This is a genomic window from Deltaproteobacteria bacterium HGW-Deltaproteobacteria-4 (genome assembly GCA_002841765.1).
GTDB lineage: Bacteria > Desulfobacterota > Desulfuromonadia > Desulfuromonadales > UBA2197 > UBA2197.
This window is the reverse complement of the sequence record PHAV01000003.1, coordinates 81,156-100,848: the sequence shown is the minus strand read 5'-3', so window position 1 is coordinate 100,848 and position 19,693 is coordinate 81,156. Positions and strand designations below refer to the sequence as shown.

At 54.6% G+C, this 19,693-nt stretch carries 16 protein-coding genes; all 16 read left to right on the top strand.

Translation table 11 applies throughout. The features are described 5' to 3' along the window. The 16 genes from CVU69_03000 to CVU69_02925 all read left to right on the top strand — a co-directional run bounded on the left by CVU69_03000 (position 1) and on the right by CVU69_02925 (position 19,612). Entirely contained in the window at positions 1-1,134 is a 1,134-nt protein-coding gene (locus CVU69_03000; GenBank protein PKN13284.1) for an acyl-CoA dehydrogenase, read from the top strand. 4 nt (positions 1,135-1,138) lie between these two features. Further along, positions 1,139-2,698: a D-alanine--poly(phosphoribitol) ligase gene (locus CVU69_02995; GenBank protein PKN13283.1), complete on the top strand. Its 1,560-nt coding sequence runs from the start codon at positions 1,139-1,141 to the stop codon at positions 2,696-2,698. 11 nt (positions 2,699-2,709) lie between these two features. Then, positions 2,710-3,813 (top strand): hypothetical protein, encoded by a 1,104-nt coding sequence (locus CVU69_02990; protein PKN13282.1) that lies wholly within the window; start codon positions 2,710-2,712, stop codon positions 3,811-3,813. Beyond that, on the top strand, positions 3,773-4,408 hold the full coding sequence (locus tag CVU69_02985) for a hypothetical protein (protein ID PKN13281.1): 636 nt from the start codon (positions 3,773-3,775) through the stop codon (positions 4,406-4,408). Before CVU69_02990 ends, CVU69_02985 begins: the two co-directional genes overlap by 41 nt. 51 nt (positions 4,409-4,459) lie before the next feature. Next, positions 4,460-5,482, top strand: a complete 1,023-nt coding sequence (locus tag CVU69_02980; protein ID PKN13280.1) for a hypothetical protein — start codon at positions 4,460-4,462, stop codon at positions 5,480-5,482. After that, entirely contained in the window at positions 5,479-6,714 is a 1,236-nt protein-coding gene (locus tag CVU69_02975; protein PKN13279.1) for a hypothetical protein, read from the top strand. The genes CVU69_02980 and CVU69_02975 overlap by 4 nt, the downstream gene beginning before the upstream one ends. Positions 6,715-6,810: 96 nt before the next feature. Continuing rightward, positions 6,811-8,025: an aminotransferase gene (locus CVU69_02970; GenBank protein ID PKN13278.1), complete on the top strand. Its 1,215-nt coding sequence runs from the start codon at positions 6,811-6,813 to the stop codon at positions 8,023-8,025. A gap of 132 nt (positions 8,026-8,157) precedes the next feature. After that, the gene (locus CVU69_02965; protein PKN13277.1) at positions 8,158-8,787 is read left to right on the top strand and encodes a hypothetical protein; all 630 of its coding nucleotides are present in this window, start codon (positions 8,158-8,160) and stop codon (positions 8,785-8,787) included. Positions 8,788-8,988: 201 nt separating this feature from the next. Next, complete coding sequence (locus CVU69_02960; GenBank protein ID PKN13276.1) at positions 8,989-10,959, top strand: nucleoside-diphosphate sugar epimerase; 1,971 nt, start codon at positions 8,989-8,991, stop codon at positions 10,957-10,959. A 12-nt stretch (positions 10,960-10,971) separates the two neighbouring features. Further along, entirely contained in the window at positions 10,972-12,333 is a 1,362-nt protein-coding gene (locus CVU69_02955; protein PKN13275.1) for a hypothetical protein, read from the top strand. A 51-nt stretch (positions 12,334-12,384) separates the two neighbouring features. Next, positions 12,385-12,933: a hypothetical protein gene (locus tag CVU69_02950; protein ID PKN13274.1), complete on the top strand. Its 549-nt coding sequence runs from the start codon at positions 12,385-12,387 to the stop codon at positions 12,931-12,933. A 66-nt stretch (positions 12,934-12,999) separates the two neighbouring features. Then, positions 13,000-13,809, top strand: coding sequence for a periplasmic polysaccharide biosynthesis/export protein (locus tag CVU69_02945; GenBank protein ID PKN13273.1), 810 nt, complete (start codon positions 13,000-13,002; stop codon positions 13,807-13,809). Between the two features lie 72 nt (positions 13,810-13,881). Then, positions 13,882-16,086 carry a hypothetical protein gene (locus CVU69_02940; protein ID PKN13272.1) on the top strand — a complete coding sequence of 735 codons (2,205 nt, stop codon included), beginning with the start codon at positions 13,882-13,884 and terminating at the stop codon, positions 16,084-16,086. A 62-nt stretch (positions 16,087-16,148) separates the two neighbouring features. Then, positions 16,149-17,105, top strand: a complete 957-nt coding sequence (locus tag CVU69_02935; protein ID PKN13271.1) for a hypothetical protein — start codon at positions 16,149-16,151, stop codon at positions 17,103-17,105. 309 nt (positions 17,106-17,414) lie between these two features. Further along, positions 17,415-17,741, top strand: coding sequence for a cytochrome C oxidase Cbb3 (locus CVU69_02930; GenBank protein ID PKN13270.1), 327 nt, complete (start codon positions 17,415-17,417; stop codon positions 17,739-17,741). Between the two features lie 35 nt (positions 17,742-17,776). Continuing rightward, entirely contained in the window at positions 17,777-19,612 is a 1,836-nt protein-coding gene (locus CVU69_02925; GenBank protein ID PKN13269.1) for a DUF3373 domain-containing protein, read from the top strand. The last annotated feature ends 81 nt before the right edge of the window (positions 19,613-19,693 follow it).

Sequence of the window (19,693 nt, the reverse complement as noted above, 5' to 3'; positions counted from 1 at the left end):
ATGAATTTCGCCCTGAATGAGGAACAGACGGAGATCCGGGACTCGATTATTCGCTTCGCCCGCCAGGAACTAGCCGAGTGTGGCGAGGGGAATGAATTCCCGCACGCAGCATGGCAGAAATGCGCTGAAATGCAGCTGATGGCCCTCCCCTTTCCCGAGGAATACGGCGGTTGCGGCGCCGATTTCCTGACCACAGTCGTGGCGACACAAGCTTTTGGCTACGCCTGCAAAGATGCAGGGCTGGTCCACGCCGTCTGCACCCAGATCCTTTGCGGTATGCAGATCAACTCCTTCGGCAGTGAAGAGCTGAAGCGCCGCTATCTGCCACCCCTCGTGCGCGGCGAAAAGATCTTTGCCCAGGCGATCACTGAAGCCGGATCCGGTTCCGACGCCCTCGGCATGCGCACCCGGGCTGAGCGGGCAGAGGGAGGATATCGGCTCAATGGCACGAAGATCTTCATTACCAACGGTCCGGTCGCCGATGTGGTCCTCGTCTTCGCCGTCACCAACCCGGAGGTGAGCCGCATCAGCGGCATCTCCTGCCTGGTCGTCGAAAAGGGGATGGGCGGTTTTACCCAGTGCCCGCCGATGGCTAAGATGGGGCTCGACACCCTGCAGAACGGGGAACTGGTCTTCGCCGATTGCCCGGTACCGGCTGAGAACCTGGTAGGGAGCTCCGGACAGGGGGCCATCCTCTTCAACGAATCGATGGAATGGGAGCGCTGCCTCCTCCCTGCCGCGCATCTCGGCACCCTGGAGCGGATCCTTGAAACCAGCGTTGCTTATGCGAAGGGGCGTTCTGCATTTGGCCAGCCGATCAGCAAGTTTCAGGCGGTCTCCAGCAAGATCGTCGAGATGAAGATCGCCCTCGAACTCGGTCGACTGATGCTTTACAAGGTGGCGACAACCAAGGATCAGCACAAACGGGCGGCCCTGGAAGCCTCCATCGTCAAGCTTTATATCAGCGAAGCGCTGAAAAAGGCCTGTCTCGACGCGGTGCAGATTCACGGTGGCTACGGCTATATGAAGGAATACGAAGTCGAGCGCGACCTGCGGGACAGCATTGCCGCCACGATCTACTCCGGAACCAGCGAGATGCAACAGAACATCATCTCCCGCTTTATTGGACTTTGACGTTATGAACCGACTCTCCGCTCACCATGAAATCGATCACTGGGCCGCGCTGACTCCGGAGAAGATCGCCGTACACGACGGCAGACTGACGCTGAGCTATGCGGAACTCGCCGCAGGAAGCAACTGTCTCGGCCAGGCATTGTGCGGCCTGGGGGTGAAGACGCAGGATCGGGTTGTTTTCTGCCTGTCGCGTTCGGTGCACTGCCTCACCGCCTTGCTCGGCATCCTCCGGGCCGGCGCCGTTTATGTGCCGATCGACCCCAAATCTCCCCCCGAGAGAGCCAGAAGCATCCTGCACGATTGTGAACCGCGGGCGTTTATCTGTGATGCAACGACCCGATCCCTGGCCAGAAGCGTTGCCGGAGCGGAGCTGCCGATCATCTGTCTCGGTGCAGCGGTGGCCGACGCAGGTGAGAACGAGCGCGATCAGACCTGGATTGACGGTTATCCGGCGGAGCGACCGCTGACGGAAGAGGCCGATGACGACCTCGCTTATATCCTCTACACCTCGGGCTCGACCGGCCAACCAAAAGGCGTAATGATTCTGCACCGGAACATCCGCAGTTACATCGACTGGGCGGTGCGCCGTTTTGCTATCGATGCATCGGACCGCATCCTTTGTACGGCGCCGTTTCATTTTGACATGTCGACCTTTGACGTCTTCACCACCTTGCGCCGCGGCGCCACCCTCTTTATCGCCACAGAAGCGCTGGCGCTCTTTCCGGAAAAACTGGTCGTCTTCATGGAGCAACACCAGGTCACCCTGTGGAAAGGTATCTCTTCCCTGCTGATGTATCTCGCCCGCGCCGGCGTGCTGCGGCCGGGCCGACTCCCGGCACTGCGGAGGCTCCTTTATGGCGGCGAGTCTTTGGCGACCCGCTGGCTGATCCACTGGATGGAGGTCTTCCCCGAAAAAGTTTTCTACAATGTTTACGGCCCGACAGAAGCCACCGGAATTTCCCTGTTTCACCAGATCGAAGCGCTGCCCGGCAGCCCGCAGGAATTGATCCCGATCGGCTACCCCTGCTCTGACACCTACGTCTATCTCCTCAGGCACGATCTTGATCCTGTTCCCGACGGGGAAATCGGCGAACTCTTCATCGGCGGCGCCGGGCTTGCCCGCGGCTACCTGAATGCCCCGGAGAAGACCGCCCGGGCCTTTCTGCCCGATCCCTTCCGTCCCGGCGCCCGCGTTTATCGCACTGGTGATCTGGCCCGCAGAAGAGCAGACGGAGCGTACGAGTTTGTCGGCCGCGCCGATCATCAGGTGAAAATTATGGGATACCGGATCGAGTTGGGTGAGATCGAGCATGCGCTTTCCGCCCTGCCGGGAGTCAACGATGTGGCCGTCGCCGCCATGGCTGTCGGCGACCAGGACCTCCGGGAACTGGTCGCCTTTATCGAAGGGGAGCTGAGCGCCGACACCACCGCGGCCTTTGAACAGCTCAAACAGCAACTTCCCATTTACATGATCCCCCGCCGCCTGTGCAGCGTCGCCAGGCTGCCGCGCTGTCCCCGGGGGAAGGTCGACCGCCAGGCTCTGCAGGCGATGGAATTCAAATAAGGAAGAGGGTTATGAATCTAGGCAAAGCAGACGTTGAGCGCTATCTGACGATCATTCGGGCGATCGGTGCCGAACACCAGCTGACGGATCTGCATATGCATCCCTTTGAGGTGGTCTTCGGGGCGGGCCGCTACGCTGAAAATCAGCAGACGACCGGCATCTGGAGTACCTCCGACCTTTGCTATCTCCCCCCCGGGGTCGGCGAAATGGAGTTAACTCCGCAAACCGATGTTGCGCACGACCTGCCGGCAGCCCTGCAGGGGCGGCTGGCGATGCTGGGACTGCGGCGCCTCTACGTCCATACCGGTCCGCGCTGCTTCGGGGATCAACTGCGGATCAGTGGGATTTCCCGGGGGCTGCTCCTGCCGGTCACCCGTCCCGGCACCAATGCCGAGAAAGACATGGCTTTGCTGGCGAGAATATTCGCTGACGATCCGCGGTTTCTGCTCGGCTATTCCATTCCGGTGGAGACCGCCGATGCGGATATCGAGGCGACACTATTTCGGGCTATCAGGCTTTGGGGAATCCGCGCGGTCAAAGTGCACCCCTGCCTGTCCGCTATAAACCTTTGTACCTCGGCCGGGGTTTCACGCATCGAAGCCATCCTGGCTGCTGCCGGCAAGACGGGACTCCCTGTCATTATTCATGGCGGCACCTACCCGAACATTGTCGAGCCGTGCGCCCCGTGCTTTGGGCTGCTGGAGAATATGGACCGCATCGATTTCAATCTGACCTCGTATCCGGTGGTCATCGCCCATGCCGGAGCTTTTGGTCTGGAACGTCAGCAGGTTGACTCCCTTATTCTGCCGCGACTGGAAAATCTTTTACGCCGCTACGACCATCTTTTTGTCGATGTGTCGGCTTTATCAGCAGAAATCATCGGTCTGGTACTATCGCGAATTGAGCCGGAACGCATCGTCTTTGGCTCCGATGCTCTTTATGAATTACCGTGGAAATCCCTCATCAGACTCTTTATCGCCCTGGAAAAGGCAGCCGTTGGACCGGCAGAAGAGTTGCTGGTGTGCATTGGCGCGACCAATTCTGACTACATACTCAGAAAGGAGACGAAAGAAAATGATGACGTTGCTGCGAATCAAATTTTTCCAGTTCATTGAGCACTATCGGCAGGAAGGCTTCCTGTCCGCCTGCTGGTTCACCCTTTACAAATGCGAGGAGGCGGTGCCGGTAGTCAAAAACCTCGCAACGCTACGCCCGGCCAAAGCACCGGGCGGCGCCCTGCCGGTCCTTCTCGACCTGGGTCCGGATAATTTTTACTCCCTTGATCTGCACTATCCACTGCGCAGTCGCCGGGAGCGGGTTGAACGTTGTTTTCTCCTTGGCTACCGCTCCTTCGCCATAGTGCGTAACGGGGTGGTCATCGGCGACCTTTGGTATGTCACGCGCGCCACAGCCCGTACTCCCCGGCTCCACCCGCATCTGCAGTGGTTCGGAATCGATCTGGGAGAGCATGAAGTTTATATGTTCGATATGCACGTCGATCCAAAAGAGCGGGGAAATTCTCTGACGACCTGGTTTCTCACCAGCGTCCTTTTCACTCTGCGCGATAAGGGCTTTGACAAAGCCTATGGCTATTTTGCCGCTCAAAATGTGCCGGCACTCTGGGTGCACCGACTGATCGGCTACGAGGAGAAAGCTCATTTTGTCGTACAAAGATTTCTTCTTTATGAAACCGCCCATGCCAAAGAGTAAGCGAAGTCGCAAAAGATCTATGAACCCTTTAGCGAAAGAAGAAGATTCGCGATGAAGGAAAGAGGACGCATGACATCAAGTATCATCATGCTGAGCTGGAAGGTTTTGTGGACCTTCGGTCTGGCCGTTCTTATCGGCCTGGCTCTGCACTGGTGGAGTGGCGACGATCTTTTCCCGGGAAGATATACCGGTTATCTGATGCCCTGGCTTCTTGTCATTCTCCTCCCCGCAACAGTCTGGACCCTGCTGATGCGCCAGTGGTCGTTATCGGTCGTCCTCGGCGTCTCTCTGGGTATTATTCTTTACACTTACGCACCGCTGCTGCTGCCCCGGCACAATGTTGTCCATGCCTCGAACGACGCGTTGAAAGTGATGAGTTTTAACGTCTGGTCGAGAAACTCAAGCCCGGAGCGCATCGCCGGAGCGGTTGCAGAACACGACCCGGACATTCTCCTCCTCCAGGAGATCATGCCATCACAATTTGAAAATCTGGCCCGATCCTTGGATGAAATTTCCGGCTTGACCGGCGAGACCATGAACAAAATTTATCATCCGGAATTACTGCAAGCGGTGGTCAGCCGTTATCCGCTCCAGAGTCATTGGGCCAAAAGAAATAAGGCCAAGGTTCAGGTTGTCAGTGCGGAAGCGCCCTTTGGCACCGTTATGATCTTCAATGTTCACCCCACCTGGGGCAACTGGGCACGCCGGGATCGACAACTCTCTGATTTATTACGGGAAGACATTCTCCCCTGCGAACTCCCCGTCATCCTTGGCGGTGATTTCAACTCACCGGAGCAGTCTGAGATCTTCAAACTCCTTTCCCGCCATCTGCACAATGCCCACAATGCGGCGGGACAGGGATTCGGCCTTACTTTCCCGAAGGCCCTCCATATGAAAAACAGACAGATTCCCTTTTTCCCTCTCGTTCGTATTGATCATATTTTTTTTAGTGATCACTTTACTGCCCTGGATACGGCCACGGCAGAGGAGGCTTACGGTTCAGATCATTTGCCGCTCATTACCCGCCTGGCATTTCATCCGGATCGTGCCAAAAAAAATGTGGGGCACAGATGAATAAAGTCATTCCGGCCATTATTCTCTCGGCGCAAACCATGGCGCTCGGGGTCGTCAGAGCCCTCGGACAACAGGGCGTACCGCTGGTGGTTGTGCATTACAATTCGTGCGACATCGCGCAGCGCTCGCGCTATGCAACCCAGGCGCTGTTGGCTCCGGATCCGCAGCAGGACGAGGAAGGTTTTGTCGCACAGATCATGCAATTGGCGCCCAAATGGTCAGGAGGAGTCATCATGCCGGTCTCGGATGAAACCCTCCTCGTCACCGCTCGCCACAAAGAGAGGTTGAGCCGCCATTTCCGGGTCGCCTGCCCCGATTATGCGACCGCCTGCCAAGTCGTTGACAAGCGAATGACCTACCCGCTTGCCGCAACGCAGGGAGTCAGGATCCCTCACACCCTGATCCCGCATTCACTTGCTGATCTACAAAGTTTCTGTGATGAAGATCTTTTCCCCTGTCTTCTCAAACCGGCGCAGAGTCATCTCTTTCACGCCTGCTTCGGCACCAAGATGTTTTTCGTGGAGACTCCGGCGCAGCTGCTCGATGGCTATAATCGTGTCGCCAAAGCCGGCCTTGAGGTCATGATCCAGGAATACATTCCCGGCGGCGACAAAGAAGGGGCCAACTACAACTGTTATGCCATCAAGGGGAAAACTTTAGTTGAATTTACGGCTGACCATGTTCGTAATGCTCCCCCCTGCTTCGGCTCTCCCCGGGTCGTGCGCAGCCGTCAGATTAATGAACTTCTCGAACCCGGCAGGCGCTTGATACAGGCCCTGAATTATTCCGGATATGCCTGCATAGAGTTCAAACGGGATATCCGAGACAATGAATACACACTCATGGAGATCAATGGGCGGCACAATCTCTCAACCGCACTGGCGGTCAACTGCGGCATCAACTTCCCCTGGCTGGAGTACAAGCACCAAGCTTATGGGGAACTGCCGCAAGCACAAATCTTTAAAAGCGGGGTCTACTGGATCGACCTGGCCCGTGATATCGGCTATAGCCTCAAACATTATCGTGACGAACCGTATGCGTTGAGGGATTACCTCAAACCCTATCGGGAAGCGCATGTCTGGGCCATTTGTAGCGGACGTGACCCACTCCCCTTCATGCAGCGCATCGGCCATCTGGCGGGCGAACTGTTACGGGGGAAGGTGCGGCCGGAGGTCAAAAGCAATGCTGTGATTGATCCCCTGCTGGCACTTCCGCACTACACAAATAAGTAAGGATGATGAAACTCAACCGCTCTGACTCGTGCAGGCTGAAGCCTGTTCAGAAATGACTTGCTAACAAAGCTTTCCCCTCTGCGTGCGAGGTGTCCTATGAACCAACTTCAACCCCTTGAACAAAGACCGCCAGACGTAATCATACCGCCTTTCCCGTCTTGGCCCCGGTTCGATGAGGAAGAAATTGCCGCCGTCACTGCCGTACTGCGTTCCGGACGGGTAAACCGCTGGACAGGACAGGAGAATGAGCTATTTGAGCAGGAATTCGCGACCTTTACCGGGTGCCGTCATGCCATTGCCGTCGCCAACGGCACCGTTGCTCTGGAACTTGCCTTGCTCGCCCTGGGCATCGGACCGGGCGACGAGGTCATCGTCAGCAGTCGCACCTTTATCGCTTCAGCCAGTGCCGTTGTTGTGCGTGGCGCCACACCGGTGGTTGCGGATATCGACCCCGACAGTCAAAACCTGAGTGCTGTGACGGTGCAGCCGCTGCTTACCCCCCGAACCAGGGCGATCATAGCCGTCCATCTTGCCGGTTGGCCCTGCGACATGGATCCCCTGCTGGAACTGGCCCGTGCTCACAACATCAAGGTCATCGAAGATTGCGCCCAGGCGCAGGGCGCCAGTTACAGGGGGCGCCCCGTCGGTTCATTGGGAGACGTAGCTGCCTTCTCCTTTTGCCAGGACAAGATCATGACCACCGGTGGAGAAGGAGGGATGCTGACGACCAATGATACGGAAATCTGGCAAAAAGCCTGGGCCTACAAGGATCACGGCAAAGATTACAACACGGTATTTTGCGGCGAATCGGGAGCGGCTTTTCGCTGGTTGCACCATTCCTTCGGTACCAACTGGCGCATGACCGAGATGCAGGCGGCTATCGGCCGGATTATGTTACGGAAACTACCCTCCTGGCTTGCCATCAGACGACGACATGCCGCCATCCTGACGGATACTTTCCAGAATATTCACGGCTTGCGGGTCACCATCCCATCGGCCGAAATCGCTCATGCTTATTACAAATACTACACCTTTGTCGAGGAGAGCGATCTCCCCGCGGTCGTAACGAGAGATGGACTTATAACCGCGATCAACGCTGCCGGGATCCCCTGCTTCAGTGGGAGCTGCAGCGAAATTTACCGGGAAAAGGCCTTTATTGCGGCGGGGCTGAGCCCGCCCGAGCGACTGCCGGTGGCACGCCGTCTCGGAGAAACGAGCCTGATGTTCCTGGTCCATCCGACCCTCACGGAGGACCACATCATCCAGACCGGCAAGGTGGTCGAGGCGATCATGACTCCCGGAACTTACTGAAATATAAGGTGCCGCTGAAGATTAAATTCGCAAAAACAGCTATTTCTACATTTTATTGCTTGATGTTTGATGAACCTTTGTTAAGGTTTAAACAACTTTCCGGTTAAAAAAAGAGTCGAGAAGGAGAAGGCCATGCAAATGAATATCATCATCTGCTGCCAGGTTTATCTTTTTGCAGAAGGGCTGAAACGCCTTCTGGATGAAAACGATGAGCTTCGGGTCTGGGGGATCGCCTGCAATGATCAGGACATTAAAAAACTGATGGAGCTCGACCCCGACGTTATCATCTCCGACATGGCAAACTGCCGAAAGGTTCTTGAGTTCCTCTCGGGAGGAGACAGCAGAAAAGTGCTGCTCGTCAATGATCGGATGGATCTCAACAGTGATACGGTCAAGTCGATGATTGCCGAGGGACTGGGAGGGATTCTGCCCAAGGATGCCGACAGCAAGCAACTCATGAAGGCCATCAGAAAACTTCACGAAGGCGAACTCTGGATCGACCATCAGACCCTGCGCGAGGTCTTACGCCGCAACACCGACAAACAGCACGACATCCATCTGACCAAGAAGGAAATCGATATCCTCAATTACGTCTGTTCCGGCTTTACTAACAAGGAGATTGCCAAAAGACTCTTTATCAGCGAACAGACGGTCAAGTCGCATTGCAACCACCTCTTCAAAAAATTCGGCGTATCCAGCCGGCTCAAGCTGGCACTTTGTGCCCCGAACTATTTCCCGGACGGTTTCTCGCAAATGCAGTAGTTTACCGTGCTAAAGCTATGACGTTGATCCCCTCCCCCGGCCTCCCCCCCCTCCTGCACAACTCCGTTATCACCGCCTTGCCAAGTTGATGAAACTTTAGTTTAAATTTTTTCTATACCAATTTTTTCCCATGCTCAACCCAACAGGTAATTGCCGTCAGGCATAAGCGTTTTATCCTTCTAAACAACTTACAGACATCTAATGTGTGTTTCTTTTTATTTCGCGACGGGTGCCATTATGATAAACAGACTGACGGTCAATGGACGAATATCCCTTATTCTGATTGGGCAAATCATCATTGTCTTGACCGCATTTTTTCTGGCCATCTCTCTCCGCTTTGATGGTGTCTTTCCAAGCGAACTCAGTCCGTTCCTGTTACCACTGCTACTCCCCTTGATCACCATAAAACTGGCCACCTTCTCCCTGCTTCACCTCTTCAGCGGCTGGTGGCGCTACGTCTCGCTTCCCGACTTGATCGCGCTGGTCAAAGCCAATATAGCCGGTTCGGCACTCTTTGCCCTTTATGTCAGCTTCGGCCCTCTCCCGGCGACAGTCCCCTGGTCGATTCTGATCCTTGATGGTCTCCTCTGCTTTATGTTGATGAGCGGATTGCGTGTCTCAGTGCGGCTTGGCCGGGAATTCGCCAGTAACTACAGCAAAAACTGCCATGAAACGATGAAACGCATTATCGTTGTCGGCTCCGGTGCCGTCGCTCAGACGATTATCCGCGAAATCCGTCAGAGCCGGAAGCTGAACTGGGACGTGGTAGGACTCGTCGATCAGGATTCCAGTCGCCTGCGCCATTGGTTTCATGGCGTCCAGGTTCTTTCCGACATCGAGGGATTGGGTGAACTGCTACGCCGCGCTTCGATCGATCAGGTCATTCTCGCGAACCCGGTACTGGAACTCAAACAACTGCGTCAGATTGTCGCGACCTGCAAAAAGTTTGGCGTGACCTCTAAAATCCTCCCGAATGTCTGTGAAATTCTCAATGAAGATGTTTCCATCCAGCATGTCCGCGACGTCAAGCTGGAGGATCTGCTGGGGCGCCCTTCCGTTCACCTCGACGTCAGCAATATTCAGCAATATCTCGGAGGAAAACGAGTTCTGGTCACAGGTGCTGCCGGGAGCATCGGTCAGGAAATCTGTCGTCAGGTTGCCAGATTCGGGGCATCCTCCGTCGTCCTTTTCGATCAGGCCGAGACTCCGCTCTTCGATGTTGAGCGCGAACTGAAAGCATCCTTCCCCGCCGTGGAGTTTGTCCCCAGCCTGAGCGATGTCCGCGACGTGGCCAAAGTCGACTTCGTTTTCAAGCTTTTCCGTCCCGAAGTCGTCTTTCATGCCGCCGCCTATAAACATGTCCCGATGTCGGAATGCAACCCGGTGGCCGCAGTCAAGAATAACGTCATCGGCAGCCGTAATGTTGTCAACGCGGCAGATCGCTACCAGGTCGATCACTTTGTCATGATCTCAACGGACAAGGCGGTGAATCCGACCAATATCATGGGTGCAAGCAAACGGGCGGCGGAAATCTACGTCCAGGCTCTGGCCGCCAACAGCCGCACCAGCATCGTCACCGTCCGCTTCGGCAATGTTCTTGGCAGTAACGGCAGTGTCGTGCCGATCTTCCAAAATCAGATTCTCAAGGGCGGCCCGGTCACCGTGACCGATCCGGAAGTCACCCGTTTTTTCATGACCATCCCGGAAGCCGTCCAGCTTGTTCTGCAGGCAGGCAGTATGGGGCACGGCGGGGAAATTTTCGTCCTGAATATGGGCGAACCGGTGCGGATTGTTCAGCTGGCGGAAGAATTGATCCGCTTATCAGGTCTGACCCCCTACCAGGATATCGATCTGGTCTTTACCGGCCTGCGCCCCGGCGAAAAACTCCATGAAGAACTCCTTCTGGACGAAGAGGGCGTGGTGCCGACCAGTCATGAAAAAATTTGTGTTGCACGGGCCTGCCATCACAATCTGGCCGAACTGAACCTGCAGCTTGATCGGCTGAATAATGCCTGCACTGTTATGGACAGCGATCAGGTTACGAAACTTATTCGCTCGCTGGTCCCGGAGTACCATTCCGCAAAAGATGGCCAACCGATCCCGATCAGTCGCTTAAGTGTTGTCAGGTCACCGGTTATTAATATTTCACAAGTTGCCGTGGAATCAGCTTGAAGGGAGCGCCTCATGTGCAGGAATTCTTTGCTCACCACTTTGCTCCTGACACTCCTCTCCGGATTCGCCTGGGGGCAGGAGGTTCTTCCAGAGACAGTCATAGAGACAACCGCCCCAGCTGAATCGATCCCTTTAAACGCTGACGCACCAGGGACGGCCGCCCCTGTCGACAATCCAGCTCCTGACACTACCAACCTTTTCGGCGGCAGGACCGGTTATATCCATCCATTTTTTTCGCTCAGCGGTTTTTACACCAGCAACCTGTTTCGCACGGCCGGTAACGAACAGTCGGATCTCTACGCCGTCATCACCCCGGGAATCTGGCTGGCACTTCCGGCCCGCAATCAAAGAATGCCGGAGATCGGCACTTCAAACACTGCACCGGGCGGTTTGAGCCTCAGTCGCTTGACCGCGGCAAGAGAACGTCGCGTACAAGCCTACGCCTTGTATCAGGCCAACATCTTTAAATATGATCAATACCAGGACGAAGACCGTGTCGACCATCGCCTTCAGGGGATGCTCAAACTCAGCGCCCGCCGTGGCCTGTCCCTGGAAATTGTTGATGTCTTTGAACGGAACAGCGACCCGTATGGAACCGGAGGGAAGGCTGCCGGCACGCTCGATACCTTTGACGCCAATCTCTTCAACGCCATCCTGGTCAGCCGGTTAACGCCAAAGATGCTGCTGCGTGCCGATTATGGCCGCTACACTCTGAATTATGCCGACGCCAGCAACTTATATCGCGACCGTAACGACAACAGCTATTCCGGCTATCTCTTCTTTCAGGCAACACCCAAAACAGCCCTCTTTATCCAGGGAGAATACATAAATATCGATTATGACGAAGCGGGCAAAGTCGACACCAAACACAACAACTACTATGTCGGGATGCAGATGCAGACCAGCGCCAACACGCGCGGCCGCGTCAAAGTCGGTTACGGTATGCAGGACTACGACTCAGTTGAATCCGATGATTTTCTCGCCGAGGGACAACTCGATTACTTCTTTTCTCCAAAGACCTCCCTCTATGTGCAAGGGACGCGACGCATTCTGGAAACAGACCAGATCGGCGCAACAGGCATCCTCTCGCATCGTGCGCTCCTCGGCTATCGGCAGCGGATGACGGCGAGAGTATCAGGAGATGCCAGCCTTTTTTTCAACCGTAACGACTACAACGGCACAGTGACCATCGGCAACCGAATCGCCTCGAATTATTATCATGATGAGTATGGCGGTCGTGTCACTCTCGGCTTTTCACCCCTCACCTGGATAGATTTGAGGCTCGGCTATGAGTACCGGCAGCGCGACTCGAACTTTGACAGTGAAGATTATAGTAACAACACCGTCTTTCTTCAGGCGACTGCAGCACTCTGAAATAGTTTCCGGATGTGACGTCAAGAGCTAAACGAAAAAAAAAGGTCCGTCATGAATTGTCATCGTCCTATCGTCATTATTGTTTCGCTGACCTTCCTGATTTTCTGGAGTGCTGTCTCCGGCAGCGCTGAAAGCGATTACCAGATTGGTCCGGGTGATGTCCTGAAAATATCGATCTACGATCATCCCGACCTGATGACGGTCGCCCGGGTCGATAACGAAGGATATATCCTCCTGCCGCTGGCCGGGCGGGTTCAGGTCGGTGGCTTGACCCCCTCCAGCGCTTCGCAGACGATTGCGGCAGCACTCGGTGACGACTATATCGTCAACCCGCAGGCATCGGTCTTTGTTCAGGAGTTCCACAGCAGGGTGGTCTATGTCACCGGGCAGGTCAACCGGCCCTCAGCTTTCACTGTCGCTCCTGAGACTACGGTCATCAAGGCCATTACCATGGCCGGTGGCTTTACCCCGCTGGCGGCGCAAAAAAATATCAAGATCATCCGTAAAGTCAATGGCGTTGAGAAAGTCTTTAAAAAGGTGTCACTGCATGAAAAGTTGATGCCGGGAGATGTCATGGTTATCCCCGAAAGTTTTTTTTAAGCAAGGGGTAACGGGTGAAAGATTGCCGGGCGCGCGTCACAGATTTAACGAAAGAAGAGGTTAGCCATGAACATTCATCGTCTTATTGTCATTATCGTGTCACTTCTCTTCCTGACATTCTGGAGTGCTCTCGCCGGCAGCGCTGAGAGCGATTACCAGATTGGTCCGGGTGATGTCCTGAAAATATCGATCTACGATCATCCTGACCTGATGACGGTTGCCCGGGTCGATAACGAAGGATATATCCTCCTGCCGCTGGCCGGACGGGTTCAGGTCGGTGGCTTGACCCCCTCCAGCGCTTCGCAGACGATTGCGGCAGCACTCGGTGACGATTATATCGTCAACCCGCAGGCATCGGTCTTTGTCCAGGAATTCCGCAGCAAGAAAGTCTTCATCATCGGTGAAGTGGTCCGCCCCGGTCTTTACGAACTGAGCGGCCCGACAACACTGCTGGAACTGGTTTCAAAAGCAGGCGGTCTGACCCGGGGTGCCGGACACAACGCGACAATCCGTCGTAACGGGGCGAACGGAACCGCCGGGGAGAAGAATATTGAAGTCAATATCGCCGAACTGCTGCAGTCCGGCTCCGAAACCGTCAATCTGCTACTGCTGGACGGAGACTCGATCACTATCCCCAAGGCGGCAGTCATCTATGTCACCGGACAGGTCAATCGCCCCTCGGCACTTCCCGTCGAGCCCGACACTACGGTGATCAAGGCCATTACTATGGCCGGCGGCTTCACTGCCCTGGCCTCACAAGGCAAGATCAAAATCATCCGTAAAATCAATGGCGTTGAACAAATTCTTGAAAAAGTTCCTCTCCACGAAAAGTTGATGCCGGAGGACGTCATGGTCGTCCCTGAAAGCTTCTTTTAGAAAAGAGTTACATGAAAGGCGGGATCTTGCGTCTTGATCACGCAGGGTCGCAGTGAGGAAGGGAGTGTTGTGATGTACGACCGTAATCGCAATTTGCAGGACTATTTAAAGGTCTTACACAAACGCTGGCAGATCGTTGCCGCCGTCGGCGGCGGGATTTTTGCTCTGGTTCTGCTGGTGACCATGCTGTCTACACCTATTTATGACGGAACAGCCAAGGTCATCATTGAACGGGTTGAAGTCGATAACCTGCCCGGCAGCAACAGGGTGCAGCCTCAGGACCCGGAATTTTACAGCACCCAGTTTCAGTTGATCCGCAGCCATGCTGTGGCCCGCCGCGTTGTCGATATCCTCGGCCTTGAAACCGGAATCGCCGACAGGGAAATGCCGGAGGGTCCGTCGCGGTTCAGTTCCGTACTGCAAAGCATCCGGGGATGGTTTCCCCGCTCCTCCCCCGTCGTCGAGAAGGGCAATGGCGAACCTGCTGACCCCAACGCCTGGACCGCAAGTGACAAGGTAGCCAGACAGATCCTGCAAAATATCCGGGTCAGACCGGTACAGGGGAGCCGCATTACCGAAGTCACATATTCTTCACCTAACCCGGAGTTTGCCGCCTTGATTGCCAACTCCTTCGTCCGGGCCTATCTCGAAAAATCCCTTGAGATGAAAATGGACGCAACCCACCTAAGCCTCAACTGGTTGACGCCAAAAGCTGATGCCGAACTCAAAAAATTACAGGACAGTGAAAAAAGACTGCAAACTTACATGGAAGACAACAATCTCGTGAGCTTGGAAGATCGCATGAGCATTGTCCCGGAAGCTCTGGCGCAGTTAGGCCGGGAGTTGATCAGCGCCGAATCGAGAACCAAGGAGCACAAACTCCTGTATGACAAAGTCCGTGCCGTTGCCGGGGACCTTAATGCCGCGGAAAACGTCCTGGCTGTCTCGGAAGGAGGGGCGCTGGAAGTTCTGCGTGCCCAGATTCTCCAGGCCGAACAGCTGAATATGGAGCTTTCCAGCAAATACGGCACCAAGCATCCGATGATGCTCAAGGCCGTTGCCGACCTGAATATCCTCAAGGAGAAACGCCGGCAGGAGATCAATCGGATCATCCAGAAACTCCGGAATCAGTACGAACTGGCCCGGGACAACGAAAACAGTATCCGCGGCCAGCTCAATCAGACCAAGAGCATGGCCCTGGGATTGAACGAAAAATATGTGGGGTACAGTGTCCTCAAGCGGGAGATCGACACCAACCGGCAACTTTATGATGCCCTGCTGACCAAGATCAAAGACCAAAGCGTCAGTGGCGAGAGGCAGCCGGTCAATATCAGCATCGTCGAAAACGCTAAAGTCCCGCAGAGCCCGGTGCGGCCCATGGTCATGCTTAATCTTCTGCTCGGACTGATCCTTGGCTTATGTTGCGGTGCTGCCGTCGCTTTCTTCCTCGATCATCATGATCTCCGCATCAAGGCAGCAGAAGACGTCGCCGACATCCTCAAAATTCCGGCCCTGGGCAGCATCACCTTCAACCGCGTCGCCGGAAACATGAAAGAGATCGTCAGGACGGCTCCCCGCTCGGAATTCACCGAGAACTACAACGCCTTACGCACAACTCTGTTGTTGTCTGCAGCGGACATTCCCCCCCGCCACATTTTAATCAGCAGTTCGATTGCCGGCGAGGGCAAGACCACCACTGCCACCAATCTGGCCCTGACCATGGCCAAGGCCGGCTCCAGGGTCCTGCTGATCGACGCCGATCTGCGCAAGCCAACACTGCATAAAGTCTTCAAACTTCACAATCAGGTCGGATTAAGCAGCTACCTCGCCGGCAGTAGCGATAAATCGATCCTCAACAAGGGGAGCCATGAAAATCTGGTCATTATACCGGCCGGACCGATCCCACCCAATCCCTATGAACTCCTTAACTCAAATCGCATGGCAACGCTGCTCGACAATCTTGCAAAAGACTTTGACGTCATTATCTGTGATTCACCACCGATCCTCTCGGTGGCGGATGCCCGTGTTTTGTGCCGGTTTTTCGATGGCATGATCGTTGTCGCCCGCGCCGGCCTCACCACCTATCCAATGGTGAAGAAGAGTATTCGCATGGTGAAAGAGGTGAAAGGAGAAATTCTGGGAATCCTCGTCAATGCCGTCCAGACCCGGGATCTGGAGTATTACGGATACTATTCCAACTACCTCGAAGTAACAGCCAAGCCGGAAGTTGCCATCATGAGTACTGCCTTGCAAACCGCACGCAGTGAAGAAAAATGAGCTGAATTGGCGTGTTAAATATTGACTGACAAGCTTTTTTAACAACAAAAGGAGGATGTGTGATGAGAAACTTTCGCAACTGCCTGGTCTCGTTATTACTCACAACCCTGCTGATAACTCTTCTCGCCGGATGTGGCAGTAATAGCGGAGGTGAGACAAAACCGATGCCACCGCAAACGGGCGATCTGTCCCTTTTTCCCAACAAGGAGCTTTTGGTTTCTCCGGCAGAGGTGGATACGGCGCAGGTTATCTTCCTCGATGCGCGGCGTTCTGACGCCGAATATGATGCCGGGCACATCCCCGGCGCCATACTCGCCAAACCTAACATCTTCGAAAAGGACGGAATGCTTCTCCCCTCCGAGGAACTCGCAACGATCCTGGGCAACATGGGGATCAGTCGTACCAGTAAAATTGTTATCTACGATAATACCAGCGCCTCCCGAGGCTCTGCCGGGCGCCTCTTCTGGATGCTCGAATATTTGGGTTGCACCGACGTCACAATTCTCAATGGCGGCTGGGACCAATGGAAAGAACAAGATATGGTCTGGGAGACAGAACCGGCAACGCTTCCGGCGACCGTGTTCACATCTGAGGTCAACCCTGGGGTAAGATACGTAACCAAGGAATATGTTGCCGACCACTTCCTTCCCACCCCGGACGATGGTTTCATCCTCATCGATGTGCGGACGGATGAGGAGTATCAAGGGACGCAACTTAACAGCACCGACCCTCGACTTGGTCATATCCCTGGTGCGATTTCCTTCCCTTATAGTAAATGCTTCAATTCGGACAAGACGATACTGAATTTCAAAGAGTTAAAAATTCTCCTTGAAAACCAAGGGATATCCCTGGACAAAGAGATGGTAGCCTACAGTACAATAGGTCATCGGAGTGGCTTCTTCTATTTTCTCTGTCGGTTGATGGGGTATAAAAACGTAGCCAACTACACCGGTTCCATCGTCGACTGGGGGAATGCGGATCCAGCGCTTTATCCCATGAAAACGGGAAGTGAGCCCTGAGAATACTTTTTTACCGGCGGACTTTTCAGAAGGAATCAGCAGAGCAATTCCATCAAGAGACCATCGGATCATACCTTGACTGAGTTGCGGCAGTGACTTTCTCCGCCAATTGACGGTAAGGTATCGTCATTTAGCGTTGAGTCAACCAAAGAAAAAATCCTGAATTTTTAAAATGCACCTGAAACTGTGGATACATTCTTGAAATCATATAGTTATATAAAACGTAAAATAAGTTCTTGTACTCGGCATACTTTATGTAATATTTTAACAAGAGTGCTAGTCAACGTTTCTTTACGAAAGGAAAAAATCATGACCACCATCCGTACCTTCATCGTCCTTCTCCTTGCAACTGTCCTTGCCACCGGCCTCGCTTTTGCCGCCACAGGGGGAAATCCCAAAAAAGGGAAAGCCCTTTACAAAAAGAACTGTAAAGAGTGTCACTCCACCGGAGCTGTCGGCGGCGAGATCTCTCCTCTCTCCAAGACTCAGGCACAGTGGGATCGTTTCTTCGATAAAGACGTCCACAGCAAAAACCCTGATGCCGTGAAGAATATCTCGCCCGCGGATATGAAAGACATCCAGCAGTACCTCTACGATCATGCGGCCGATTCTGACCAGCCGCAGACTTGTGGTTAATCTTTTCTTTCTATTTTAATTCAGGAGACTTAACGATGAAAAAGTTTGTCGCCATCTGCGCCACCGCCCTCTTCCTCGCCCCGGCCGTGCTCTGCGCTGAAACCGGCACCGCCGAATTACAGCTCAAACTCGACGAGCTCACCAAAGAACTGGCTGAAATCTCCAGTCGCGTCGACGCCACCGAGAAACATACCGCTACTGACCGCATTCAGTTCACCGGCGATCTGCGCGTCAAGGCCGATACCCTGCATTATCAGGATTCAACCTGGAATCCGGCGATCAAAGTTGACTATACGGACTTTTTTAACAAGGTCGGAGCGGCAATGGGCCCAGGACCTTCTTATCCTCTCGGCACTTTCGGCGCGTTTAATCCGAATGATCCGGATGGCGACGGAAATCCCCTGACAAATGGCCCTGTAGCTGTCGATTACACACAAAATCCGTCGGCTCTGGACAAGATGTTTTCGAACTTGTACACCCAGAACCAGGCAATGTATTATGATCTATTCACGAAGATGAATAACTATTTTGGCCTCGGCCAGGTTCCGGGCGTCGGTCCCTTCCCGCTTTTGAACACTGCGCCCAAAACCGGCGACATCGACAACGACATCCTCTACACCACTCGCCTGCGCCTGAACATGAAGGCCAATGTCGCTGACAATGTTGACTTTGCCGGTCGCCTCGCCATGTACAAAAACTGGGGCGATTCGACCGGGGTCAAAGTCTTCGATTCCTGGAATGCTTTCACCATGGACGGCACCGACGGCGGCAACACCACCGGCGATTTCCTGCGCGTCGAGCGCGCCTACTTTGACTGGAAGGACATCGGCGGCAGCAACCTCTATCTCTCCATCGGCCGCCGCCCCTCCACCTACGGCCCTCCGGGACAGTATCGTGAAAACGAAATGCGCGGCGGCACTCCCTCCGGCCATCTCGTCAACTTCAACTTTGACGGCATCACTGCCGGTTACAAACTCGGCGAGCATACCGGCGTCGAAGGTCAGGTCGTACGCTTCTGCTACGGTCAGGGATTTGAATCACAGGTTGGTAACGGTGAACTCTACGGCGACATCACTACGAAAGACACCCATCTCGGTGGCTTCAATGTTGACGTCATCAACGATGGCACCAACTTTGTGCAGTTGACCGCCTTTGCCGCCATGGATGTCGTTGACGGCTTCAAAGGAACCTTTGCTTTCCCGACCCAGCTCGCGGCGATCTTTGCCCCAACCATGTATCAGGACATGCAAAAATTCCCGACCTTCAACTTCGTGACCCGCTATCAGCCCTCCAGCGTCATCGGCGACATCATGCTTGCCGGCATCGGTGCGGCCCGCGAGGAGGATAACGGCCTCAACTACTTCGGCTCCTTGGGCTGGACCCAGCTGCGTCCGAATGGCGAAGCGGGTCTGTTCGGCGGCATGGGAACTGACGCAGTCTTTGAAGCACAGCTCAATGCCGACGGCAGCGAGGTCATCATGATGCCGGCCCGTGCTGAGAACGACGACAATCACGACGGCTACGGCATCTATGCCGGTGTGCAGATCCCGGCTCCGGCCGGCAAACTCGGCCTCGAATACAACTACGGCTCCAAGTACTGGACCCCCTTCACCCAGGCCCAGGATGACATGCTCGGCAGCAAACTTGCCACCCGTGGTCATGTTGGTGAGGCTTACTACATCTTCGACATCAACCCCAATATGTTCATCAAAGTCGGTGGCCTTTACTACGATTACGAGTACACTAACAGTGGCTCACCGGTCGGCGCTCCGCAAAAAGTTTCGGATGTTCTCGACGGCACCGCCTATTCGATGCTGCCGGTCGCCGATACTGCTTGGGACGGCTATGCTTCACTGACCGTCAAGTTCTAATCGGTTCAACCCAGGGGGGAGGTTAGCCTCCCCCCGATTTTTCGCTCATACACATATAGATATATATATAAGTCAGTATTT